The sequence below is a fragment of the Rhizobacter sp. AJA081-3 genome (genome assembly GCF_017795745.1).
Classification (GTDB): Bacteria; Pseudomonadota; Gammaproteobacteria; order Burkholderiales; family Burkholderiaceae_C; genus Piscinibacter.
Map to the genome: position 1 here is coordinate 28,605 of NZ_CP059067.1, position 23,511 is coordinate 52,115.

General features: G+C 68.4%; 24 protein-coding genes. 23 read left to right on the forward strand and 1 reads right to left on the reverse strand.

The window, feature by feature from the left end:
• Window positions 1-108 precede the first annotated feature (108 nt).
• From HZ992_RS00130 to HZ992_RS00240, 23 genes are all read left to right on the forward strand, one after another.
• The gene (locus tag HZ992_RS00130; RefSeq protein ID WP_209384666.1) at window positions 109-1,032 is read left to right on the forward strand and encodes a LysR family transcriptional regulator; all 924 of its coding nucleotides are present in this window, start codon (window positions 109-111) and stop codon (window positions 1,030-1,032) included.
• An 88-nt stretch (window positions 1,033-1,120) separates the two neighbouring features.
• Window positions 1,121-1,822, forward strand: a complete 702-nt coding sequence (locus HZ992_RS00135) for a substrate-binding domain-containing protein (RefSeq protein WP_209384667.1) — start codon at window positions 1,121-1,123, stop codon at window positions 1,820-1,822.
• A complete protein-coding gene (locus HZ992_RS00140; RefSeq protein WP_209384668.1) occupies window positions 1,819-2,847 on the forward strand; it encodes an amidohydrolase family protein in 1,029 nt (342 codons plus the stop codon). Before HZ992_RS00135 ends, HZ992_RS00140 begins: the two co-directional genes overlap by 4 nt.
• A 1-nt stretch (window position 2,848) precedes the next feature.
• Window positions 2,849-3,532, forward strand: coding sequence for a 4-carboxy-4-hydroxy-2-oxoadipate aldolase/oxaloacetate decarboxylase (gene ligK / locus HZ992_RS00145; protein WP_209384669.1), 684 nt, complete (start codon window positions 2,849-2,851; stop codon window positions 3,530-3,532).
• Window positions 3,532-4,440 carry an NAD(P)-dependent oxidoreductase gene (locus HZ992_RS00150; protein WP_209384670.1) on the forward strand — a complete coding sequence of 303 codons (909 nt, stop codon included), beginning with the start codon at window positions 3,532-3,534 and terminating at the stop codon, window positions 4,438-4,440. Before ligK ends, HZ992_RS00150 begins: the two co-directional genes overlap by 1 nt.
• Window positions 4,437-5,354 (forward strand): amidohydrolase family protein, encoded by a 918-nt coding sequence (locus HZ992_RS00155; protein WP_305848845.1) that lies wholly within the window; start codon window positions 4,437-4,439, stop codon window positions 5,352-5,354. Before HZ992_RS00150 ends, HZ992_RS00155 begins: the two co-directional genes overlap by 4 nt.
• 2 nt (window positions 5,355-5,356) lie before the next feature.
• Entirely contained in the window at window positions 5,357-5,797 is a 441-nt protein-coding gene (ligA, locus tag HZ992_RS00160) for a protocatechuate 4,5-dioxygenase subunit alpha (protein WP_209384672.1), read from the forward strand.
• Window positions 5,798-5,799: 2 nt separating this feature from the next.
• Complete coding sequence (locus HZ992_RS00165) at window positions 5,800-6,657, forward strand: class III extradiol dioxygenase subunit beta (RefSeq protein ID WP_209384673.1); 858 nt, start codon at window positions 5,800-5,802, stop codon at window positions 6,655-6,657.
• A complete protein-coding gene (locus tag HZ992_RS00170) occupies window positions 6,654-7,613 on the forward strand; it encodes a Gfo/Idh/MocA family oxidoreductase (RefSeq protein WP_209384674.1) in 960 nt (319 codons plus the stop codon). Before HZ992_RS00165 ends, HZ992_RS00170 begins: the two co-directional genes overlap by 4 nt.
• The gene (locus HZ992_RS00175) at window positions 7,613-8,599 is read left to right on the forward strand and encodes an aldo/keto reductase (protein ID WP_209384675.1); all 987 of its coding nucleotides are present in this window, start codon (window positions 7,613-7,615) and stop codon (window positions 8,597-8,599) included. Before HZ992_RS00170 ends, HZ992_RS00175 begins: the two co-directional genes overlap by 1 nt.
• 8 nt (window positions 8,600-8,607) lie before the next feature.
• Window positions 8,608-9,354, forward strand: a complete 747-nt coding sequence (locus tag HZ992_RS00180; protein ID WP_209384676.1) for an alpha/beta fold hydrolase — start codon at window positions 8,608-8,610, stop codon at window positions 9,352-9,354.
• Window positions 9,355-9,422: 68 nt separating this feature from the next.
• Window positions 9,423-9,761 (forward strand): protocatechuate 4,5-dioxygenase subunit alpha, encoded by a 339-nt coding sequence (locus HZ992_RS00185; RefSeq protein WP_209384677.1) that lies wholly within the window; start codon window positions 9,423-9,425, stop codon window positions 9,759-9,761.
• Window positions 9,762-9,763: 2 nt separating this feature from the next.
• Window positions 9,764-10,612: a class III extradiol dioxygenase family protein gene (locus HZ992_RS00190; protein ID WP_209384678.1), complete on the forward strand. Its 849-nt coding sequence runs from the start codon at window positions 9,764-9,766 to the stop codon at window positions 10,610-10,612.
• A 198-nt stretch (window positions 10,613-10,810) separates the two neighbouring features.
• Entirely contained in the window at window positions 10,811-11,548 is a 738-nt protein-coding gene (locus HZ992_RS00195; RefSeq protein WP_209384679.1) for a TorF family putative porin, read from the forward strand.
• 22 nt (window positions 11,549-11,570) lie between these two features.
• Complete coding sequence (locus HZ992_RS00200; RefSeq protein ID WP_127997874.1) at window positions 11,571-11,909, forward strand: P-II family nitrogen regulator; 339 nt, start codon at window positions 11,571-11,573, stop codon at window positions 11,907-11,909.
• Window positions 11,910-11,935: 26 nt separating this feature from the next.
• Entirely contained in the window at window positions 11,936-13,429 is a 1,494-nt protein-coding gene (locus HZ992_RS00205) for an ammonium transporter (protein ID WP_209384680.1), read from the forward strand.
• 149 nt (window positions 13,430-13,578) lie between these two features.
• The gene (gene gshA / locus HZ992_RS00210) at window positions 13,579-14,874 is read left to right on the forward strand and encodes a glutamate--cysteine ligase (RefSeq protein ID WP_209384681.1); all 1,296 of its coding nucleotides are present in this window, start codon (window positions 13,579-13,581) and stop codon (window positions 14,872-14,874) included.
• Window positions 14,875-14,996: 122 nt separating this feature from the next.
• Window positions 14,997-16,871: a potassium transporter Kup gene (locus HZ992_RS00215; protein ID WP_209384682.1), complete on the forward strand. Its 1,875-nt coding sequence runs from the start codon at window positions 14,997-14,999 to the stop codon at window positions 16,869-16,871.
• A complete protein-coding gene (locus HZ992_RS00220) occupies window positions 16,872-18,047 on the forward strand; it encodes a benzoate/H(+) symporter BenE family transporter (protein ID WP_209384683.1) in 1,176 nt (391 codons plus the stop codon). It abuts the gene before it with no gap.
• A gap of 9 nt (window positions 18,048-18,056) precedes the next feature.
• Window positions 18,057-19,277: an AGE family epimerase/isomerase gene (locus HZ992_RS00225; RefSeq protein ID WP_209384684.1), complete on the forward strand. Its 1,221-nt coding sequence runs from the start codon at window positions 18,057-18,059 to the stop codon at window positions 19,275-19,277.
• Between the two features lie 135 nt (window positions 19,278-19,412).
• Window positions 19,413-19,838, forward strand: coding sequence for a DoxX family protein (locus tag HZ992_RS00230; protein ID WP_209384685.1), 426 nt, complete (start codon window positions 19,413-19,415; stop codon window positions 19,836-19,838).
• Window positions 19,839-19,930: 92 nt separating this feature from the next.
• Window positions 19,931-20,881 (forward strand): glutathione synthase, encoded by a 951-nt coding sequence (gshB, locus tag HZ992_RS00235; RefSeq protein ID WP_209384686.1) that lies wholly within the window; start codon window positions 19,931-19,933, stop codon window positions 20,879-20,881.
• Complete coding sequence (locus HZ992_RS00240) at window positions 20,881-22,158, forward strand: amidase (RefSeq protein WP_209384687.1); 1,278 nt, start codon at window positions 20,881-20,883, stop codon at window positions 22,156-22,158. The genes gshB and HZ992_RS00240 overlap by 1 nt, the downstream gene beginning before the upstream one ends.
• Window positions 22,159-22,161: 3 nt before the next feature.
• Here the strand turns inward: HZ992_RS00240 and glyA are convergent, their stop codons facing one another.
• The gene (gene glyA, locus HZ992_RS00245; protein WP_209384688.1) at window positions 22,162-23,472 is read right to left on the reverse strand and encodes a serine hydroxymethyltransferase; all 1,311 of its coding nucleotides are present in this window, start codon (window positions 23,470-23,472) and stop codon (window positions 22,162-22,164) included.
• Between the last annotated feature and the right edge of the window lie 39 nt (window positions 23,473-23,511).

Sequence of the window (23,511 nt, forward strand, 5' to 3'; positions counted from 1 at the left end):
CTGATTCTTCGCAGCGCGGCCCGGCCTGTCGCTCCCCCGCGCGGGCGGCGCTGGAGGGCGCCCGAAAGGGGGTGCGCTACAGTCGACACGAGCCCCGAATACCCACGCATGAACCTGACCCAGCTGCGCTACTTTGTCCGCGTTGCCGAGATGGGCAGCTTCAGCAAGGCCGCCATCGAACTCGACGTTGCGCAGCCCGCGCTCAGCCGCCAGGTGCGCCTGCTCGAGACCGACCTGCACGTCACGCTGCTGCAGCGCACCGGCCGCGGCGTGCTGCTCACCGACGCGGGCAAGCGCCTGTTCGATCATGCGGTGGGCATCCTGCAGCTGGTGGCGCATGCGCGCGAGGACCTGAGCGCCAACCGCGACGAAGCCACTGGCCGCATCGTCATCGGCCTGCCGCCCAGCATGGGGCGCATGCTCACGCTGCCGCTGGTCGATGCCTTCAAGCAGCATTTGCCGAAGGCGCGGCTGGCCATCGTCGAGGGCCTGTCGGCGCACATCGTCGAGTGGATCTCCACCGGCCGCGTCGACCTCGGCCTGGTGCACAACCCCGATGCCAACCCTGCCATCGAGACGCTGCACGTGCTCGACGAGCCGCTGTGCCTCGTCAGCGCGGCCAGGGGCGTGGCGCGCAAGCCGGCGCCGCTGCCCTTCGCCGAGCTGGTGACGCTGCCGCTGGTGGTGCCCGAGCACACCCACGCCATCCGCAAGCTGCTCGAAACGCAGGCCGCGCTGGCCGGGCTGAAGCTGAACATCGCCTACGAGGTCTCCAGCGTCAGCTCGATCCTCGAGCTGGTGCGCAGCGGCCATGGCCACGCGGTGCTGACGCCCAGTGCGGTGGCTGCGTCGGGGCAGGCGGCGGCGTTCCGCGTGCGGCCGCTGGCCGAACGTGTGCTGACGAGCACGCTGTGCCTGGCCAGCTCGGCGCACAAGCCGGCCACACCGCTGGTCAAGCAGGCGATGCGCATGCTGCGCGAGCTGGTGCTGGCCAGCGCCGGGCCGACGCGCGCCCATAACAGGATGCGATAGCTGCTAGCGGCCCGCCTCGATTGGCGTGCCTTCCCGGCCGCCGCAGAATCGGCTTCCCCCTTGAACCCGGCCCGGGCCGGGCACCGACATGACCCACCCGATCACCGGCATCTCGTCGATGGCAACCCGCCAGGTGCTCGCCGAGCTGGCCAGCGCCTACGAGCAGCTCTCCGGGCGTGTCGTGGCGATCGAGTCGGTCGGCGGCGTCGATGCAGCCAAGCGCGTGATGGCGGGCGAATCCTTCGATGTGGTCGTGCTGGCCGCCGACGCGATCGACAAGCTGGTGGCAGCCGGGCGTGTCATGGCCGGCAGCCGGGTCGATCTGGTGCATTCCGGCGTGGCCGTGGCGGTGCGCGCCGGCGCGCCGCGGCCCGACATCGGTTCCGAAGAGGCGCTGAAGCGCGCCGTGCTGGGGGCCGGCAGCGTCGGCTACTCCACCGGCCCGAGCGGCGTGCAGCTGATGAAGCTGTTCGAGCGCTGGGGTATCGCCGACGAGATTGCGCGCCGCACCGTGCAGGCCCCGCCCGGGGTGCCGGTGGGCACGCTGGTGGCGCGCGGCGAGGTCGAGCTCGGCTTCCAGCAGTTGAGCGAGTTGCTGCACCTGGGCGGCATCGACCTCGTCGGCGCGCTGCCGCCAGCCGTGCAGATCGTCACCACCTTCAGCGCCGGTGTGTGCAGCGCGTCGGCGCAACCCGAGGCGGCGCGTGCGCTGCTCGCCTTCATGAGCTCGCCCGAGACCGCCGATGCCAAGCGGCGCCAGGGCATGGAACCCGCAGGAGCAACACGATGATCATCGACGTGCATGGCCACTACACCACCGCGCCCAAGGCGCTGGAAGAGTGGCGCAACCGGCAGATCGCCGGGATCAAGGACCCGGCCGCCAAGCCCAAGGTCTCGGATCTGAAGATCAGCGACGACGAGTTGCGCGAGTCCATCGAGACCAATCAGCTCGCCAAGATGCGCGAGCGCGGCAGCGACCTGACGATCTTCAGCCCGCGCGCCAGCTTCATGGCCCACCACATCGGCGACTTCGAGGTCAGCTCGACCTGGGCGGCGATCTGCAACGAGCTCTGCTACCGAGTCTCGAAGCTCTTCCCGGACAACTTCATCCCCGCCGCGATGCTGCCGCAGAGCCCCGGCGTCGATCCGAAGACCTGCCTCCCGGAACTGGTCAAGTGCGTCGAGCAGTACGGCAACGTCGGCATCAACCTGAACCCGGATCCGTCCGGCGGCCACTGGACCAGCCCGCCGCTGTCGGACCGCCAGTGGTACCCCATCTACGAGAAGATGGTCGAGTACGACATCCCGGCGATGATCCACGTCAGCACCAGCTGCAACGCCTGCTTCCACACCACGGGCGCGCATTACCTGAACGCCGACACCACGGCCTTCATGCAGTGCCTGACCAGCGACCTGTTCAAGGACTTTCCGACGCTGAAGTTCCTGATCCCGCACGGCGGCGGCGCGGTGCCCTACCACTGGGGGCGCTTCCGCGGCCTCGCGCAGGAGCTGAAGAAGCCGCTGCTGAAAGACCACCTGCTCAACAACATATTCTTCGACACCTGCGTCTACCACCAGCCGGGCATCGACCTGCTGACCAAGGTGATCCCGGTGGACAACATCCTGTTCGCCAGCGAGATGATCGGCGCGGTGCGCGGCATCGACCCGGAGACGGGCTTCTACTACGACGACACCAAGCGCTACATCGAAGCGAGCACGCAGCTCAGCGCCGCGCAGAAGCAGCAGGTCTACGAAGGCAACGCGCGGCGCGTGTTCCCGCGGCTCGATGCTGCTCTGAAGCGGAAGGGAAAGTGACATGTACGAACTCGGAGTCGTCTACCGCAACATCCAGCGCGCCGACGCGGCCACGGCCGACGGCCTGGCGAAACTCGGCAGCGCCACGGTGCACGAGGCGATGGGCCGCGTCGGCCTGCTCAAGCCCTGCATGCGGCCGATCTACCCCGGCGCGCAGGTCTCGGGCACGGCGGTCACGGTGCTGCTGCAGCCGGGCGACAACTGGATGATGCACGTCGCGGCCGAGCAGATCCGGCCGGGCGACATCGTCGTGGCGGCGGTCACCGCCGAGTGCACCGACGGCTACTTCGGCGACCTGCTGGCCACCAGCTTCATGGCGCGCGGTGCGCGGGCGCTGGTGATCGACGCCGGCGTGCGCGACGTGAAGACGCTGCAGGAGATGGGCTTCCCGGTCTGGAGCAAGGCGATCAGCTCCAAGGGCACGATCAAGGCGACGCTCGGATCGGTGAACATTCCCATCGTGTGCGCCGGTGCCTACGTGACGCCCGGCGATGTGATCGTGGCCGACGACGACGGCGTGGTCTGCGTGCCGCGCGCAATGGCGGCAAAGACACTCGAAGCCGCCGTCGCCCGCGAGGCGCTCGAAGGCGAGAAGCGCGCCAAGCTCGCTTCGGGCGTGCTGGGCCTGGACATGTACAAGATGCGCGAGCCGCTGGCGAAGGCCGGGCTGAAGTACATCGACTGATGGCCATGACCATCGCCTTGATCGGTTATGGCGAAGTGGGGCGCATCCTCGCCGAAGACCTGCGTGCGCGCGGCGAGAGCGTCGTCGCCTTCGATCTGAAGCTGGCCGGCGATGCCGGCGCTGCGATGCGCGAGCATGCGTCGAAGCAGGGCATCGCGCTGGCCGCATCGCATGCCGACGCGGTGCGTGGCGCCGACCTGGTGGTCTCGGCCGTCACCGCCAGCCAGGCCGTGCCGGTGGCGCAGGCCTGTGCGGCGGGGCTCGAGCAGGGTGCCTTCTTCCTCGACTTCAACTCCGCCTCGCCAGGCGCGAAGATCGGCGCGGCGAAGATCGTGAATGCCGTCGGCGCGCGTTATGTCGAAGGCGCGGTGATGACCTCGGTGCCGCCCTACCGCATCAAGGTGCCGCTTCTGCTCGGCGGGCCGGATGCCGCGGCGCTCGAGCCGGTGCTGAACGCGCTCGGCTTCGCGGCCAGGGTGGCGAGCGAAAAGCTCGGCGTGGCCTCGGCCACCAAGATGTGCCGCAGCGTGATGATCAAGGGCCTGGAGGCGATGGTCATCGAGAGCTTCACCACCGCGCGCGCCTACGGCGTGGAAGACGCTGTGCTGGCCTCGCTGAAGGAGACCTTCCCCGGCATCGACTGGGAGAAGCAGGCGAGCTACTTTTTCCAGCGTGTCATCGAACATGGCCGCAGGCGCAGTGAAGAAGTGCGCGAGGTGGCCGAGACCGTGCGCGAGGCCGGGCTCACGCCCTGGTCCGCCGCCGGCACCGCCGAGCGCCAGGCCTGGGTGGCCGACCTCGCCGACGCTGGCCTCTTCGGTACCAAGGGCACGAAGGCGTTCGCCCGCAGCGCGGACTGGCGCACCGAAGCCGATCGCATCCTCGATCACGTGAAGAAGACACCCTGATGGAATTCACCAAGACCCCCGGCTGGCTGGACTGGTACGCCGGCCCCTCCAAGCCCGCGTTCCAGTTGCCGGCCGGCAGCGTGGACGCACACTGCCACGTGTTCGGCCCCGGCGCCGAGTTTCCCTTCGCACCCGAGCGCAAGTACACGCCCTGCGATGCGAGCAAGCAGCAGCTCTTCGCGCTGCGTGACCACCTAGGCTTCGCACGCAACGTGATCGTGCAGGCCACCTGCCACGGCGCCGACAACCGCGCGATGGTCGATGCCTGCATCGCGTCGAACGGCAAGGCGCGCGGCGTCGCCACCGTGAAGCGCTCGATCAGCGACGAGGAACTGCAGGCGCTACACGCCGCCGGCGTGCGCGGCGTGCGCTTCAACTTCGTCAAGCGGCTGGTGGACTTCACGCCCAAGGACGAGCTGATGGAGATCGCCGGGCGCATCGCCAAGCTCGGCTGGCACGTGGTGATCTACTTCGAGGCGGTGGACCTGCCCGAGCTGTGGGACTTCTTCACCGCGCTGCCCACCACCATCGTCGTCGACCACATGGGCCGCCCCGACGTGAGCCTGCCGGTCGACGGCCCGCAGTTCGAGCTGTTCGTGAAGTTCATGCGCGACTACCCGAACGTGTGGAGCAAGGTGAGCTGCCCCGAGCGCCTGAGCGTCTCGGGCCCGCCAGCGCTGAACGGCGAACGTCACGCCTACCGCGACGTGATTCCTTTTGCGCGCCGCATTGTCGAGACCTTCCCCGACCGCGTGCTGTGGGGCACCGACTGGCCGCACCCGAACCTGAAGCACCACATGCCCGACGACGGACTGCTGGTGGACTTCATCCCGCACATCGCCACCACGGCCGAGCTGCAGCGCAAGCTGCTGGTGGACAACCCGATGCGCCTGTACTGGCCCGAGGAGGCCTGACCATGTCACTGAACAAACCCTACCTGGACGTGCCCGGCACGACCATCTTCGACGCCGAGCAGTCGCGCAAGGGCTACCACCTGAACCAGTTCTGCATGTCGCTGATGAAGGCTCCCAACCGCGAGCGCTTCAAGGCCAACGAGCGCGCCTACCTCGAAGAGTGGCCGATGACCGAAGACCAGAAGCTCGCCGTGCTCGCACGCGACCTGAACCGCTGCATCGCGCTGGGCGGCAACATCTACTTCCTGGCCAAGATCGGCGCCACCGACGGCAAAAGCTTCCAGCAGATGGCCGGCAGCATGACGGGCATGAGCGAAGCGGAGTACCGCGAGATGATGATCAAGGGCGGCCGCTCGCCCGAGGGCAACCGCCGCGTCGGCGAGGACGGCGACGCGCAGGCGCATCGCCAGCCGCAAGGCGCCGCTGGAAGGAACAAGGCTTGACCATGGCAAAGATCTCCGCTTCCGTCTACACCTCGCACGTGCCTGCCATCGGCGCGACCATCGACCAGGGCAAGACCGGCGAGCCCTACTGGCAGCCGCTCTTCAAGGGCTACGAGTTCTCCAAGCAGTGGATGAAGGACAACCGGCCCGACGTCATCTTCCTCGTCTACAACGACCACGCGACGGCCTTCAGCCTGGACATGATCCCGACCTTCGCGATCGGCTGCGCGGCCGAGTTCCAGCCGGCTGACGAGGGTTATGGCGCACGGCCGGTGCCCAAAGTGATCGGCCACCCGGAACTCGCCTCGCACATCGCGCAGAGCGTCATCCAGGACGACTTCGACCTCACCATCGTCAACAAGATGGACGTGGACCACGGCCTGACCGTGCCGCTGAGCCTGATGTGCGGCCAGCCGCAGGCCTGGCCTTGCCCGGTGATCCCGTTCGCGGTCAACGTGGTGCAGTACCCGGTGCCTTCGGGCAAGCGCTGCTTCCAGCTCGGCCAGGCGATCCGCCGCGCCGTGGAGAGCTACGACGAGCCGCTCAAGGTGCAGATCTGGGGCACCGGCGGCATGAGCCACCAGCTGCAGGGGCCGCGCGCCGGCCTGATCAACGCCGAGTGGGACAACCGCTTTCTCGATCGCCTGATCGCCGACCCGGCCGGGCTGTCCACCGTGCCGCACATCGAGTACGTGCGCGAGGCAGGCTCGGAAGGCATCGAGCTGGTGATGTGGCTGATCGCCCGCGGCGCGATGAGCGATGTGGCAGGCAGCGGCAAGCCGCCGAAGGTGGCGCATCGCTTCTTCCACGTGCCGGCGTCGAACACGGCCGTGGGCCACCTGATCCTGGAGAACGCATGAGCAAGACCATCCGCGTGGCGCTGGCCGGTGCCGGCGCCTTCGGCATCAAGCACCTCGACGCGATCAAGTTGATCGACGGCGTGCAGGTCACGTCATTGATCAGCCGCGACATCGACAAGACGCGCGAGACGGCGACGAAGTACGGCATCGGCCACTGCAGCACCGAGCTCGGCGAGAGCCTGGCGCGCCCCGACGTCGATGCGGTGATCCTGTGCACGCCGACGCAGATGCACGCCTCGCAGGCGATCGCCTGCATGAAGGCGGGCAAGCACGTGCAGGCCGAGATCCCGCTGGCGGATTCGCTGCGCGATGCGTATGCGGTGGTCGAGCTGCAGAAGCAGACCGGCCTGGTGGCGATGTGCGGCCACACGCGGCGCTTCAATCCGAGCCACCAGTGGGTACGCAAGAAGATCGTCGCCGGCGAATTCAACATCCAGCAGATGGACGTGCAGACCTACTTCTTCCGGCGCACGAACATGAACGCGCTGGGACAGGCGCGCAGCTGGACCGACCACCTGCTGTGGCACCACGCCGCGCACACGGTGGACCTGTTCGCCTACCAGGCGCGCTCACCCATCGTGAAGGCGAACGCGATCCAGGGGCCGATCCATCCAAACCTCGGCATTGCGATGGACATGTCGATCCAGTTGAAGGCGGCCAGCGGCGCGATCTGCACGCTCAGCCTGAGCTTCAACAACGACGGGCCGCTGGGCACCTACTTCCGCTACATCGGTGACACCGGCACCTACCTGGCGCGCTACGACGACCTGTTCAACGGCAAGGACGAGAAGATCGACGTCAGCCAAGTGGCGGTGTCGATGAACGGCATCGAACTGCAGGACCGCGAGTTCTTCGCCGCCATCCGCGAGGGCCGCGAGCCCAACGCCAGCGCCGCGCAGGTGCTGCCGTGCTACGAGGTGCTGCACGATCTCGAACGCCAACTGGCCCAGTCGTGATGAAGACGCGGCGCGTCGGCCCGTTCGACGTTTCGGCCATCGGGCTGGGGTGCATGAACCTCAGCCATGCCTATGGCGCACCGCCGCCGGACGAGGCCGCGCAGGCGCTGCTGCGCGAGGCGCTCGACCTGGGCATCAGCTTCTTCGACACGGCGGCGCTGTACGGGTTCGGTGCCAACGAGGAGCTGGTCGGCCGAACGCTCGCGCCGCACCGCTCGAAGTTCGTGCTGGCGAGCAAGTGCGGGCTGCATGGTGTTGATGGCAAGCGGGTCGTCGACGGCCGCCCCGCGACCCTGAAGTGGAGCTGCGAGCAGAGCCTGAAGCGGCTGCGCACGGACGTCATCGACCTCTTCTACCTGCACCGCTGGGACAAGAAGGTGCCGATCGAAGACAGCGTGGGCGGGCTGGCCGATCTGGTGCGCGAGGGCAAGGTCCGCACGATCGGCCTGTCGGAAGTCTCGGCCGCCACGCTGAAGCGTGCGCACGCCGTGCACCCGATCACCGCGGTGCAGACCGAGTACTCGCTGTGGACGCGCAACCCGGAGATCGCGGTGCTCGAGGCCTGCCGCGAGATCGGTGCGGCCTTCGTGGCCTTCAGCCCGCTGGCGCGCGGTTACCTGGGCGGCGAACTGCGCGACGTGACCGCGCTGGACGCGAAGGACCTGCGCCGCAGCATGCCGCGTTTCCAGCCGGGCAACTACGCGATCAACCTGCAGCGCCTCGCAGGCTTCGAGGCGATCGCCGCCGAGCGCGGCTGCACGCCGGCGCAAATGGCGCTGGCCTGGGTGCTGGCGCGCGGCGAGCATGTCGTGGCGATCCCCGGCACGACGAAGCTCGCGCATCTGCGCGACAACGCCGATGCCGCCGCGATCGATCTCGATGCGGCGACCCTGAGCCGGCTCGATGCACTGATCAACCGAGACACCATCGTCGGCGCCCGCTACGACGCGGCGGCTCAGGCCGGCGTCGACACCGAAGAGTTCTGAGCCGACGCATGACCCGGCCGACGCTGCTGCTCTTGCCCGGCCTGATGTGCGACCGCGCGGCCTGGGCGCCGCAGGTCGAGGCGTTCGGATCGTGCTTCGAGTGCATCGTGCCGCACTACGGCACGCTCGATTCGCTGCCGGCCATGGCCGCGCAGGTGCTTCGCGAGGCACCTCCCGGCCCGCTCGCCGTGGCCGGCCATTCGATGGGTGGGCGCATCGCCTTCGAGATGTGGGCGCAGGCGCCGCAGCGCATCGCACGCCTGGCGCTGCTCGACACCTCGTACCACCCGCTGGCCCCCGGGGCGGAAGGCGAGCGCGAACGCAGCGGGCGCTACGCGCTGCGCGACATCGCACGGCGGCACGGCCTGCGCACGATGGCGCGCGAATGGGCGCAGGGCATGGTGCACCCGAGCCGGCTCGGCACGCCGGTGTTCGAGGCCGTGCTCGACATGTTCGAGCGCGGATCGCTTCAGGCCTTCGCTGCACAGATCGAGGCGCTGCTCGCGCGCCGTGATGCGACCGCGCTGCTCGCCACGATCGACGTGCCCACGCTGCTGTTGTGCGGCCGCGAAGACGCCTGGAGCCCGCCCGCGCGCCACGAAACCATGCACCGGCACATCGCCGGCTCGCGGCTGGCGGTGATCGAGCATTGCGGCCACATGAGCACGATGGAGCAGCCGGCGGCGGTGAACGCAGCGCTGGCCGACTGGCTCGGCGGCCCGCTCGATGATCGCGCGGTCCCCGACGGGATTTGAGTCAGGTCAAGGCTCTTCGGGCGTCGGCGCGGCTCAATCAACGCTCCTTCGGCGGTGAGGAGACCACCATGTCCGCATCCATTCCCGGCACCACGCTGTTCGACGGCGCACAGGCCCGCAAGGGCTATGCGCTGAACAGGATGTGCTTCTCCTTCAACGACGCCGCCAACCGCGAGGCCTTCCTGCGCGACGAGGAAGGCTACTGCGCGCGCTACCAGCTCACGCCGGCACAGCGCGAGGCCGTGAAGGCGCGCAACGTGCTGCAGATGATCGAGGCCGGCGGCAACGTCTACTACCTGGCCAAGCTCGCCGGCATCTTCGGCCTGGACGTGCAGGACCTCGGCGCGCAGCAGACCGGCATGACCAAGGACGCATTCAAGGCGCGGCTCGTCGCCGCCGGGAGGTGACCATGGCGAAGATCGTCGGCGGCATCATGAGCTCGCACGTGCCGGCCATCGGCCGCGCCATCGCCCGCAACCTGCAGGGCGACCCGTACTGGAAACCCTGGTTCGACGGCTTTCCGCCGGTGCGCGACTGGCTCGCCGAGGTGAAGCCGGACGTGGCGGTGGTCGTCTACAACGACCACGGGCTGAACTTCTTCCTCGACAAGATGCCCACCTTCGCGGTCGGCGCGGCACCCGAGTACCGCAACGCCGACGAAGGCTGGGGCATCCCGGTGTTGCCGCCGTTCAAGGGGGATCTCGACCTGTCGTGGCACCTGATCGAATCGCTGGTGCGCGACGAGTTCGACGTCACCACCTGCCAGGAGATGCTGGTCGATCACGCGTTCACGCTGCCGATGGCACTGTTGTGGCCCGGGCAGGGTGCGTGGCCGGTGCGCACGGTGCCGGTGTGCGTGAACACGGTGCAGTTCCCGCTGCCCACGGCGGGGCGCTGCTGGAAGCTCGGCGAGGCGATCGGCCGCGCGGTCGAGTCCTGGGACAGCGACGCGCGCGTCGTCGTCGTCGGCACCGGCGGGCTGTCGCACCAGCTCGACGGCGAGCGGGCCGGCCACATCAACAAGGAATTCGACCTGCGCTTCATGGAAAGCCTGGTGCGCGACCCGAAATGGGCGACGCGCTACACCGTGGCCGAGCTGGTCGAGAAGGCAGGCACGCAAGGCATCGAGCTCCTGATGTGGTTGGTCACTCGCGCGGCGCTCACCGGCCGCGTGAGCCGGCTGCATTCGAACTACCACATCCCGATCTCGAACACGGCCGCCGGGCTGCTCTTGCTCGACAACCAGCCGATCGGCTGAGCTGGCGAAGCGGGGCGCTCGATCCGGGCGCACCAAAGAAGGGCGATGTCGCTGCGGACACCAAGTTGGTGCTCGACGGTGCACGCTTGCCCGCGCCCGGGCGGGTGCCGGGTGTGTCGGAAGGTTCTTCGTGCTTGGCACAGAAGCTGCAGATCAGGACACGTCCCCAACGTGTCCTCGTCCTTGGAGCTCCACCTCATGAAGAAAAGCCTGTTTGCCGCGGCCGCGCTCGTCGCCCTCACGGCCATGCCCTCGGTTTCGTACGCCCAGTTCTCGGGCAACGTCGGCCTGACGACCGACTACCGCTACCGCGGCATCTCGCAGACGCGCCTCAAGCCGGCGCTGCAAGGCGGCGTCGACTACGGGCTGCCGGCCGGCTTCTACGTCGGCGCATGGGCCTCGACCATCAAGTGGATCGACGACATTCCCGGCGGCGACAGCAGCATCGAGATCGACCTGTACGGCGGCGTGAAGGGCGAGATCATGCCCGGCCTCGGCTTCGACGTCGGCGTGCTGCGCTACGAGTACCCGAGCAACAAGCTGAACCCGAGCGCCAGCACCACCGAGCTGTACGGTGCGCTGACCTACGGCCCGGTGACCGGCAAGTACTCGCACGCCGTCACCAACACCTTCGCCAACGCCGACAGCAAGAACAGCTTCTATTTCGACCTCTCGGCGACCTTCGACCTGGGCAGCGGCTTCAGCGCCGTGCCGCACATCGGCTACCAGAAGATCAAGGGCCCGGCCGAAGACGCCGCCAGCTACACCGACTATTCGCTGACCGTGACCAAGGACCTGGGTTCCGGTCTGTCGGTCAGCGGCGCGCTGGTCGGCACCGACGCCGACAAGAATTTCTACGTCCCTGGCGCCGACGCCAACAGCACGAAGTTCCTGGGCAAGGCCTCGGGTGTGCTGTCGGTCAAGTACGTGTTCTGAACCCACCCCATTGGAGATGACCATGAAGATGGTGACCGCGATCGTCAAGCCGTTCAAGCTCGACGAAGTGCGTGAGGCCCTGAGCGCCATCGGCGTTCAAGGCATCACGGTGACCGAAGTCAAGGGCTTCGGCCGCCAGAAGGGCCACACCGAGCTGTACCGCGGTGCGGAGTACGTCGTCGACTTCCTGCCGAAGGTGAAGATCGAGGCGGCCGTCGACGATGCCATCGTCGACCGTGTCATCGAAGCCATCGAAGGTGCCGCGCGCACCGGCAAGATCGGCGACGGCAAGGTGTTCGTCTCGTCGCTGGAGCAGGTCGTTCGCATCCGCACAGGCGAGACCGGCAAGGACGCCCTCTGACTGATGCAGCACAACAAGAGACAACCATGAAGAAACTCATTGCGACTCTTGCCCTGGGCCTCGCGGTCCTGGGCTTCTCGGGGGCCGTTCTGGCCCAGGCGGCCTCGGCACCCGAAGCGGCGGCCTCCGTGGCTGCGGCCGCGGCACCGGCGGCTTCTGCCGTGGCCGAAGCGGCCTCCGCCGCGCCGGCGCCGGTGGCCAACAAGGGCGACGTGGCCTGGATGGTCGTGGCCACGCTGCTCGTCATCATGATGACGGTGCCGGGCCTGGCCCTCTTCTACGGCGGCCTGGTGCGCAGCAAGAACATGCTGTCGGTGCTGATGCAGGTGATGGTCACCTTCTCGATGATCGTGGTGCTGTGGTTCATCTACGGCTACAGCCTCGCGTTCACCGAAGGCAATGCCTATGTCGGCGGGTTCGACCGGCTGTTCATGAAGGGCCTGTTCGATCCCGCGGCGGGCACCTTCGCGATGGGCGCCACGTTCAGCAAGGGCGTCTACATCCCTGAACTGCTGTTCGCTGCCTTCCAGGCCACCTTCGCCGGCATCACCTGCTGCCTGATCGTCGGCGCTTTCGCCGAACGCATCAAGTTCAGCGCGGTGCTGCTGTTCATGGCGCTGTGGTTCACCTTCAGCTATGCGCCGATCGCGCACATGGTCTGGTTCTGGATGGGCCCGGACGCCTACGCCACGAAGGAAGTGGTCGACCAGATGAACGGCAAGGCCGGCCTGATCTGGCAGTGGGGCGCGCTGGACTTCGCCGGCGGCACGGTGGTGCACATCAATGCCGCAGTTGCCGGCCTGGTGGGTGCCTACATGATCGGCAAGCGCGTGGGGTACGGCAAGGAGGCGTTCACGCCGCACTCGCTGACGCTGACGATGGTCGGTGCCTCGATGCTGTGGGTGGGCTGGTTCGGCTTCAACGCCGGCTCGGCGCTCGAAGCGAACAACAGCGCGGTGCTCGCCTTCGCCAACACCTTCTCGGCCACGTCCGCGGCGGTGCTGGCCTGGTGCATCGGCGAGACGCTGATGAAGGGCAAGGCCTCGATGCTGGGTGCCGCCTCGGGTGCGGTGGCCGGCCTGGTGGCCATCACCCCGGCCGCCGGCAACGTCGGCCTGATGGGCGCGATCGTCGTGGGCTTCGTCGCCGGCTTCGCCTGCCTGTGGGGCGTGAACGGCCTGAAGAAGCTGCTCGGCGCCGACGACTCGCTGGACGTGTTCGGCGTGCACGGCGTGGGCGGCATCGTGGGTGCGCTGCTGACGGGTGTGTTCAATACCCAGTCACTCGGCGGCCCCGGCCTGGTGGGCGACTGGGTCACGGCCACGGTCACCTCCAACGCCATCGGTGCGCAGGTGTGGATCCAGCTCAAGGCGGTGCTGCTGACCATCGTGTGGTCGGGTGTCGTCTCGCTGGTGGCCTACAAGATCGTCGACCTGGTCATCGGCCTGCGCGTGCCGGAAGACGAGGAGCGCGAGGGTCTGGACATCACCTCGCACGGCGAAACGGCGTATCACAACTGAGCGTCGAATGACGCTTCCGCCCCCGGGCGGTATGAAGGGCCACCGCGAGGTGGCCCTTTTTTCATGGTCGGCGCGGGGCTTGTGCCGGCACGTGATCGGCCCCAAGTGCCTAGAATTCCGTCTCCGCAGCGCTCCCCCGGGCCCCCGACATGGTTCCTCACCTCATTACCGCTCTGACCGGCCCGATCAATGAACTCGAGCAGCGCATCCTCGAGTCGCTGCCCGCCATCGAGCGCTGGTTCCGTCTCGAATGGATGGAGCACACGCCGCCGTTCTACACCTCGGTGGACGTGCGCAATGCCGGCTTCAAGCTCGCGCCGGTGGACACCAACCTGTTCCCCGGCGGATTCAACAACCTCACCGAGGAGATGCTGCCGCTGGCCGTGCAGGCCGCGATGGCGGCGATCGAGAAGATCTGCCCGGAAGCGAAGAACCTGCTGCTGATCCCCGAGAAGCACACGCGCAACACCTTCTACCTGACCAACGTGCAGCGGCTGATGCAGATCTTCACGCAGGCCGGGCTGAACGTGCGCCTGGGCACGCTGGACGACACGATCACCACGCCCACCGAGGTCGCGCTGCCCGACGGCAGCAGCCTGAAGCTCGAGCCGCTGCTGCGCACGCGCGGCCGCCTGGGGCTGAAGGACTTCGATCCCTGCACGATCCTGCTCAACAACGACCTGTCGGGCGGCATCCCGAAGATCCTCGAGAACCTGCATGAGCAGTACCTGCTGCCGCCGCTGCACGCCGGCTGGGCGGTGCGGCGCAAGACCAACCACTTCCAGGCCTACGAGGAAGTGGCAAAGAAGTTCGCCAAACTGCTGGGCATGGACCCGTGGCTGATCAACCCGATGTTCGCGCACTGCGGCGAGGTCGACTTCAGCGACGGCACCGGCAGCGAGTGCCTGATGAGCAACGCCGAGGCGCTGCTGGGCAAGATCCGCCGCAAGTACAAGGAATACGGCATCAACGAGAAGCCGTTCATCATCGTCAAGGCCGACGCAGGCACCTACGGCATGGGCATCATGACCGTGCGCGATCCGAAAGACCTGGCCGAACTCAACCGCAAGACGCGCAACAAGATGAGCGTCATCAAGGAAGGCCAGCAGGTCACCCAGGTGATCCTGCAGGAAGGCGTGCCGACCTACGAGCGCGTCAACGACGCCGTTGCCGAGCCGGTGGTCTACATGATCGATCGCTACGTGGTCGGGGGCTTCTACCGCGTCAACGCCGAGCGCGGCATCGACGAGAACCTGAACTCGCCGGGGGCGAGCTTCGTGCCGCTGGCTTTCGCCGAGTCCGGCCATCTGCCGCGGCCGGGCGCCAAGCCGGGCGCCAGCGCGCCGAACCGCTTCTACATGTACGGCGTGATCGCCCGCCTGGCCATGGTGGCGGCCAGTTATGAGCTGGAAGCGACCGACCCGGACGCGGAGATCTACGAGTAGGGGCGCCCGTCCACACCGCGTTGCTGCGCTGCAACATGGTTTGACCGAGGGTAACCGGGGCGCACAATGGCGCTCTCTCGAAGAACGAGCCGGACCGGGTTGAGCCCCGCCACCGGTATCACGTGAGCCAGCCCAGTTCGAAGTCCAGCCTCGCGGCATTGACGCTCGGCGCCGTCGGCGTCGTCTACGGCGACATCGGCACCAGCCCGCTGTACGCCTTCAAGGAAGTGTTCGCGCACGGCCATGTGCCGATGAGCCCGGAGAACATCTACGGCGTGCTGTCGTTGATGTTCTGGACGCTGACCGTCATCGTCTCGCTGAAGTACGTGATGCTGATCCTGCGCGCCGACAACAATGGCGAGGGGGGGCTGATCGCCATGCTGGCGCTGGCCTCGGTGGCGGTGAAGGACAAGCCGGTGCTGCGCCAGCGGCTGCTGCTGATCGGCATCTTCGGTACGGCGATCTTTTTCGGCGACGGCGTCATCACGCCGGCGATCTCGGTGCTCTCGGCGGTCGAGGGCCTGGAAGTGGCGGCGCCCGCCCTGCACGCCTACATCGTGCCGATTACGCTGGTGGTGCTTACCGCGCTGTTCATGGTGCAGCGGCACGGCACGGCCCACGTGGGGCGCTTCTTCGGGCCGGTCACGGTGCTGTGGTTCGTGGTACTGGCGGTGCTGGGCGTGGTCCATATCGCCCGCAACCCGGCCATCCTGCTGGCGCTGAACCCGGTCTACGCGCTCGATTTCCTCACGGCGCACTTCGGCGTCGCCTTCGTCGCGCTCGGCTCGGTGGTGCTGTGCGTCACCGGTGCCGAGGCGCTGTACGCCGACATGGGGCACTTCGGCAAGCGGCCGATCCGCCTGGCCTGGTTCAGCCTGGTGATGCCGGCGCTGGTGATCAACTACTTCGGCCAGGGCGCGATGCTGCTCGTGCACCCGGAGAACGCGAAGAACCCGTTCTACGAGATGGCGCCGACCTGGGCGCTGTACCCGCTCATCGGCCTGGCCACCGCAGCCACGGTGATCGCCTCGCAGGCGCTGATCACCGCGGCCTTCTCGGTGACCAAGCAGGCCATCCAGCTCGGCTACCTGCCGCGGCTGCGCGTGCTGCACACCTCGGTGCGCGACACCGGGCAGATCTACCTGCCCTTCGTGAACTGGGGCCTGTACGTGTGCATCGTGTTCGCGGTGGTGCTGTTCGGCTCCTCCAGCAAGCTGGCCGCGGCCTACGGCATCGCGGTGACCATCGACATGCTGATCACCACGACGATGACTTTCTTCGTCATCCGCTACGGCTGGAAGTACCCATGGTGGCTGTGCGTGGCGGCCACCGGCTTCTTCTTCGTGGTCGACTTCATCTACTTCTCCGCCAACGTCGTCAAGGTGTTCGACGGCGGCTGGTTCCCGGTGGTCATCGGCGCGGCGATGTTCCTGCTGCTGATGACCTGGAAGCAGGGCCGCCGGCTGATGGCCGAGCGCCTGCGCGAGGACGCGATCGACCTGCCCAGCTTCCTGGAGGCGGTGTTCGTCAGCCCGCCGGTGCGCGTGCCCGGCACCGCGGTGTTCCTCGTCAGCGACCAGGGAAGCACGCCTAACGCGCTGCTGCACAACCTCAAGCACAACAAGGTGCTGCACGAGACCAACCTGTTCGTCACCGTGCGCCACCACGAGATCCCGTGGATCGGCTTCGATAAGCGCTGCGATCTCGCTTCGCTGGGCAACGACTGCTGGCAGGTCACGCTGCACTTCGGTTTCAAGAACGACCCCGACGTGCCCGAGGCGCTGGCCCTATTGAAGAACCGCGGCGTGATGCTCGACGAGATGGAAACCAGCTACTTCCTCTCGCGCGACATCGTCATCCCGACATTGGGCGAGGGCATGTCCTTCTGGCGCGAGAAGCTGTTCGCGAGCATGCACCGCAATGCCGCTGCCGCGGCGGACTTCCTGAACCTGCCGACCAACCGCGTGGTCGAGCTGGGCGCCAAGGTCGAGATCTGAGTGGGTTTCTTCCGTGACGTCTCGCTGCCCGCGGTGACGGCCGGCTTCGTCGCCGTGCTGGTGGGCTTCACCAGCTCGGTGGCCATCGTCTTCCAGGCCGCGACCGCGCTGGGCGCCACGCCGGCGCAGATCAGCTCGTGGATGTGGGCGCTCGGACTGGGCATGGGCCTGTGCTCGGCCGTGCCTTCGCTGGTGCTGCGCAAACCCGTGATGGTGGCCTGGAGCACCCCCGGCGCCGCGGTGCTGGCCACGGCCGCGGCGGCCGGCGGCTTCACGCTCGCGCAGGCCACCGGCGCCTTCATCGTCTGCGCGCTGCTGATGACGCTGGCCGGCGCCACCGGATGGTTCGAGCGGGTGATGGACCGCATCCCGATGCCCATCGCCAGCGCGCTGCTCGCCGGCGTGCTGGCGCGCTTCGGCATGGATGCCTTCCTCGCGGCCCGCACGGCGCTCGCACTGGTGCTGCTGATGCTGCTGGCCTACCTGGCTGGCCGGCGCTGGTGGCCGCGCTACGCGGTGCCCGGCGTGCTGGCGGCAGGCACCGCATTCGCGGCGGCCAGCGGCCAGCTGCATCTCGAAGGCGTGTCGCTGTCGCTCACCGTGCCGGTCTTCGTGATGCCCGAGTTCACGCTGGCCGCAGCGGTGAGCCTGGCGCTGCCGCTGTTCGTCGTCACGATGGCTTCGCAGAACCTGCCGGGCGTGGCCGCCATCCGCGCCGCCGGCTACCAGATGCCGATCTCGAAGATCATCACGCTCACCGGTGTGGTGACGCTGCTGCTCGCGCCGTTCGGTGCCTTCGCGCTGAACCTGTCGGCCATCACCGCCGCCATCTGCATGGGCCGCGAGGCGCACGAGGACCCGGCCAAGCGCTACACCGCGGCGGTGGCCTGCGGGCTCATCTACATCGTCATCGGCCTGTTCGGCGCGGCGGTCACCGGCGTGCTCACGGCCTTTCCGCGCGAGCTCGTGGTCGCGGTGGCGGGCCTGGCGCTGCTGGGCAGTATCGGCGGCGGGCTGGCCGTGGCGCTGAAGGACGAACTGCACCGCGAGGCCGCGCTGATCACCTTCCTCGTCACGCTCAGCGGCGTCAGCCTGGCGGGCATCGGCTCGGCCTTCTGGGGCGTCGTTGCGGGGGCCTTGACATGGGGTGTGCAGTCCTGGCGGCGGCACGCCTAGACTCAGGCCATGCCCGATTTCCGCTCGCCCGAGTTCCTGCTCGGCCACGTCCGCCACACGCTGTCGTTCTACGAAGGCCGCTGCATCGACCCGACGGGCGGCTTCTTCCATTTCTACAAGGACGACGGCACGGTCTACGACCTGCACACGCGGCACCTCGTCAGCAGCACGCGCTTCGTGTTCAACCATGCGATGGCCTTCCGCCATTTCGGCAAGGCCGATCAGCAGGCCGCGGTACGCCACGGGCTCGACTTCCTCAAGCGCGCGCACGCCCAGCCGCAGGGCGGCTTCGCCTGGCAGGTCGACTGGCAGGGCGACGTGGACGGCGGCCGCGCCACCGTGCAGGACGGCACCAACCACTGCTACGGCCTGGCCTTCGTGATGCTCGCGCATGCGCATGCGCTGCTGGCCGGCGTCAAGGTGGCGCGCGTCGGACTCGAAGCCACCTGGGATCTGATGGAACAGCGCTTCTGGGAACCGCGCAACGGCCTCTATGCGGACGAGGCCTCGCCGGACTGGCAGCTCAGCGCCTATCGCGGCCAGAACGCGAACATGCATGCCAGCGAGGCCATGATGGCGGCCTACGAGGCCACGCGCGAGCCGCGCTACCTGCAGCGCGCGCTGACGCTGGCCGAGTCGGTCACCGGCCGTCTCGCTGCGCTGGCCGACGGCCTGGTGTGGGAGCACTACCGCGTGGCACCCGACGGTGGCTGGTCGCTCGACTGGGACTACAACCGCGACGACAAGACCAACATCTTCCGCCCCTGGGGCTACCAGACCGGCCACCTCACCGAGTGGGCCAAGCTGCTGATGCAGCTCGAGCGCTGGCTGCCCGAGGCGCAGCGGCCGGCGTGGATCGTGCCGCGCGCGCGCCACTTCTTCGACACCGCGATGGCGCGCGGCTGGGACGATGTGAACGGCGGTCTCGTCTACGGCTTCGCCCCGGATGGCACGGTGTGCGACGGCGACAAGTACTTCTGGGTGCAGGCCGAGAGTTTCGCCGCCGCGGCGCTGCTGGCGCTGCGTACCGGCGACGCCGCGTACTGGGACTGGTACGACCGCATCTGGGCCTACGCCTGGGAGCACTTCGTCGACCACGAGCACGGCGCCTGGTACCGCATCCTCGGGCCCGACAACCGCAAGCTGAGCGACGAGAAGAGCCCGGCGGGCAAGACGGATTACCACACCATGGGCGCCTGCTACGACGTGCTGCGCGGACTGGGTGCCTGATCGGCATCAATTTTTCCGAACGTTGACTTCAGATCAGGTGCGACGGTCGGTTACCAGGGCACGCCTAAAGTCTGTTCCGTGCACAAGACACCCGAGGAGCCCTCGGGACCTCGTTTCAAACACGGAGCATTGAAAATGATTGATTCCTTCAAGACCCCCCTGGTCATCGTCGGCCGCGTTCTGCTGGCGCTGATGTTCATCTATGCCGGCTTCGGCAAGCTCACCAACCTCGAGGGCACCGCCGGCTACATCGCCAGCGGCGGGTTGCCGATGGCGTCGGTGCTGGCCGTGGTCGTCGGCCTGCTCGAACTGCTGGGCGGCCTGGCCATCGCGGTCGGCTTCCAGGCGCGCTGGGCGGCGCTGGCCCTGGGCCTGTTCACGCTGGCCGCGAGTCTGCTGTTCCACAAGTTCTGGGCCGTTCCGGCCGACCAGGCTTTCGTGCAGCAACTGATGTTCATGAAGAACCTGTCGGTCGCCGGCGGCCTGTTCATCGTCGCGGCGCTGGGTGCCGGCCCGGCGAGCGTCGACGCGCGCCGCGGCCTGGTGCCCGCGACGGCCTGATTGCCGAGCGCCCTCGCCACGAAACCCCCGGAGGGAAACCTTCGGGGGTTTTGTGCCACAGTGGCGCCAGACTCGAATCCCCGGAAGCCGCCATGCGCCTGCTGTTCGTCGCCGACCCGCTGGAAGATTTCAAGATCGCCAAGGACAGCAGCTTCACGATGATGCGCGAGGCGGCGGCCCGCGGACACATGCTCTTCGCCTGCGAACCGCGCGACCTGGTCTGGGAGCGTGGCGGCAGGGTCACCGCGCGGCTGCGCCAGATCGCGCTGACCAGCGACCCGACAGCCTGGTTCACCGAACTCGAGACGCCGAGCACGCCGCTGGCCGAGCTCGACGCGGTGGTGATGCGCAAGGACCCGCCCTTCGACAGCGAATACTTCTACGCCACCCACCTGCTGCAGCAGGCCGAGCGCGAGGGCGCCCGCGTCTTCAACAAGCCGGCGGCGTTGCGCGATCACCCGGAGAAGCTGGCCATCCTCGAGTTCCCGCAGTTCATCGGCCCGACGCTGGTGACGCGTGATGCGGGTGAGATCAAGCGGTTCCACGCCGAACACGGCGACGTGATCCTCAAGCCGCTGGACGGCATGGGCGGCATGGGCATCTTCCGCGTCGGCCCCGACGGCCTGAATCTTGGCAGCATCACCGAGACACTCAACAAGGGCGGAGCGCAGACCGTGATGGTCCAGCGCTACCTGCCGGAGATCGTGCAAGGCGACAAGCGCATCCTGGTCATCGGCGGCGAGCCGGTGCCGTTCTCGCTGGCGCGCATTCCGCAGGGCAGCGAGATCCGCGGCAACCTCGCCGCCGGCGGCAAGGGCGTGGCGCAGCCGCTGAGCGCGCGCGACCGCGAGATCGCCTCGACGCTCGGCCCGATCCTCGCCGCGCGCGGGCTGCTGCTCGCCGGCCTGGACGTGATCGGCGACAGCCTCACCGAGATCAACGTCACCAGCCCGACCTGCTTCCGAGAGATCACCGACCAGACCGGCTTCGACGTGCCGAAGATGTTCATCGACGCGCTGGAAGCCGCTCTGCGCCGCACCTGATGGACGACCCGAGCCGGCTCGATGCCACGGTGGCCGCGGCGTTGATCGCCCGCCGCGAACTGAGTGCCGAGGCGCTGCTGCGGGCGTGCCTGGCGCGCATCGCCGAGCGCGACGGCGAGTTGCGCGCCTTCGTCTGCCTCGACGTGCAGGGTGCGCTGGCGCAGGCCCGCGCGCTCGACGCCGGGCCGCCGCGCGGCCCCTTGCACGGCCTGCCGCTGGGCGTGAAGGACATCTTCGACACACGCGACCTGCCCACCGAATGCGGCTCGCCGATCTTCGCCGGCCACCGGCCGCGCGTGGATGCGGCGGCCGTGGCGCTGTGCCGCGAGGCCGGCGCGGTGGTGATCGGCAAGACCGTCACCACCGAGCTCGCCAACATGACGGCCGGGCCCACGCGCAACCCGTTCAACCCGGCACACACGCCCGGCGGCTCGTCCAGCGGCTCGGCGGCGGCGGTGGCCGACTTCATGGTGCCGCTGTCCCTGGGGACGCAGACCGCGGGCTCGCTCATCCGGCCGGCGGCCTGCTGCGGCGTCGCCGGCTTCAAGCCGAGCTTCGGCCGCGTGCCGCGCGCCGGCGTGAAGCCGAACGCGGATTCGATGGACACCGTGGGCGGTTTCGGCCGCACGGTGGCCGATGCGGCGCTGCTCGGCGCGGTGCTCACTGGCGACAAACGCCTCGTGCAGCAGCCTTTGCCCGACACGCTGCGCATCGGCCTCGTGCAGGGGCCCGACTGGGGCGAGGCCGAAGCCGACGTGCAGACTGCCTGGACGCGTGCCGTGACGGCGCTCGCCCCGCAGGCGCAGCGCTGCGAAGACGCGGCGTTGCCGGGCGACTTCGTCGATGTCGCCGCGGTGCAGGCTGCGCTGCAGGCGCACGAAACCGCCGCCGCGCTGGCCGACGAGCACCGCCGCCACCGCGACCTGCTCAGCCCGGCCTTGATCGCGCTGCTCGACAAGGGCCGCGCGATCGACGCGACAGACATCGAGTCCCATCGCGCGCGCGCGGCACGTTGGCGAGGCGAGGTGGATGCGCTGTTCGATCGTTTCGACGTGCTGCTCGCGCCCAGCGCGCTCGACGAGGCGCCCGAGGGCCTGCAGCACACCGGCGACCCGCTCTTCTGCCGGCCCTGGAGCCTGCTCGGCCTGCCCTGCGTGCACCTGCCGTTCGCAAGCGGCTCCACCGGGCTGCCGGTGGGCCTGCAGCTCGTCGGCCGCTTCGGCGAAGACCATCGCCTGATGGCCGCCGCGCAGTGGGCGATGCAGCGCCTCGCGTGATCCTCAGTTGATGAAGTGAAGCTCGCGGAAGCGGTGGCGGAAGGTTTCGACCTCGCGCGTCATGTCCTCGGGCCGGTCGCCCAGCGCCCGCACGATCAATGACGCGAGGTCGCCCATGTGCTCGGGTTTCATGCCCAGGCGCACGATCTCGGGCACGCCGAAACGCAGGCCGTTGATGTCGCCGGCCACCGGCGCGATCGGCAGCCCGATGCCGCAGGCGAGCAGGCCGGCGCGCGCCATGCGTTTCGCAGCAGCCTGGCCGCCGCCCCAGCGCGCCGCCTCGACGGCGAACTGATGCGAGGTGGTGGCGCCGCGCGCCGCTGCGTACACGGGCAGGCCTTGCTTCTGCAACGCCTGCGCGAGCGCGCGGGCGGTGTCGCACATCGTTTGAGCGTAGGCCGAGCCGTGGCGCTTCCAGTCGACCAGTGTGACGGCCAGCGCGGCCACCCTGCCGGCGTCGAAGTTGGCGGTCAGGCCCGGGTAGGCGATCGCGTCGAGCCGCTCGGCCAGGCCGGCGTCGTTGCTCACCACCAGCCCGCCCGGCGGGCCGCCCAGGCTCTTGTAGGTGCTCATCGTCATCACGTGCGCGCCCTGCGCCAGCGGGTTGGCCCAGGTGCGGCCAGCGACCATGCCCGACAGGTGCGCGGCATCGAAGAGCAGCCTGGCGCCGACCTCGTCGGCCACCTCGCGCATCTGCACCACCGGGTGCGGGAACAGGTTGAGGCTGCCTCCGGCGCTGATCAGCTTCGGCTTCACCTCGCGCGCCAGCGCGCGCAGCGCCGCCACGTCGACGGTGTAGCCGTCGGCCAGCACCGGCGCGTGCACGATGTTCAGTCCGTACAGGCCCGCCGCGCCCGCCGCGTGGTGGGTGACGTGGCCGCCGATGTCGGCCGGCGGCGCGATGAGTGTGTCGCCGGGCTTGCAGGTCGCCATGAAGACGTACAGGTTGGCCAGCGCGCCGGAGGCCACGCGCACCTCGGCGTACTTCGCGTCGAACACTTCGGCAGCGAGTTCGGCGGCGATCACCTCGATGCGCTCGATCGCCTCCAGCCCCATCTCGTACTTGTCGCCGGGGTAGCCCAGCGAGGCGCGCGAGCCCAGGCCGGAGGCCATCATCGCCTCGGCGCGCGGGTTCATCACGTTGCTCGCCGGGTTGAGGTTGATGCCGTGCAGGTCGTGGATGCGGCGGTTCTCGGCGACCAGGCGGGCGATCTCGTCGAAGATCGCCGGCCCATCGAGCCTGGAAGTCTGTGCGGCGACGGTCTGCACCAGGTCTTCGCAGGGTGCAGGCACCCAGTGGCGTCGTTCAAGCATGGCGTGCGGGAAGGGCTGGGAATGGGGCCATCCTACGCC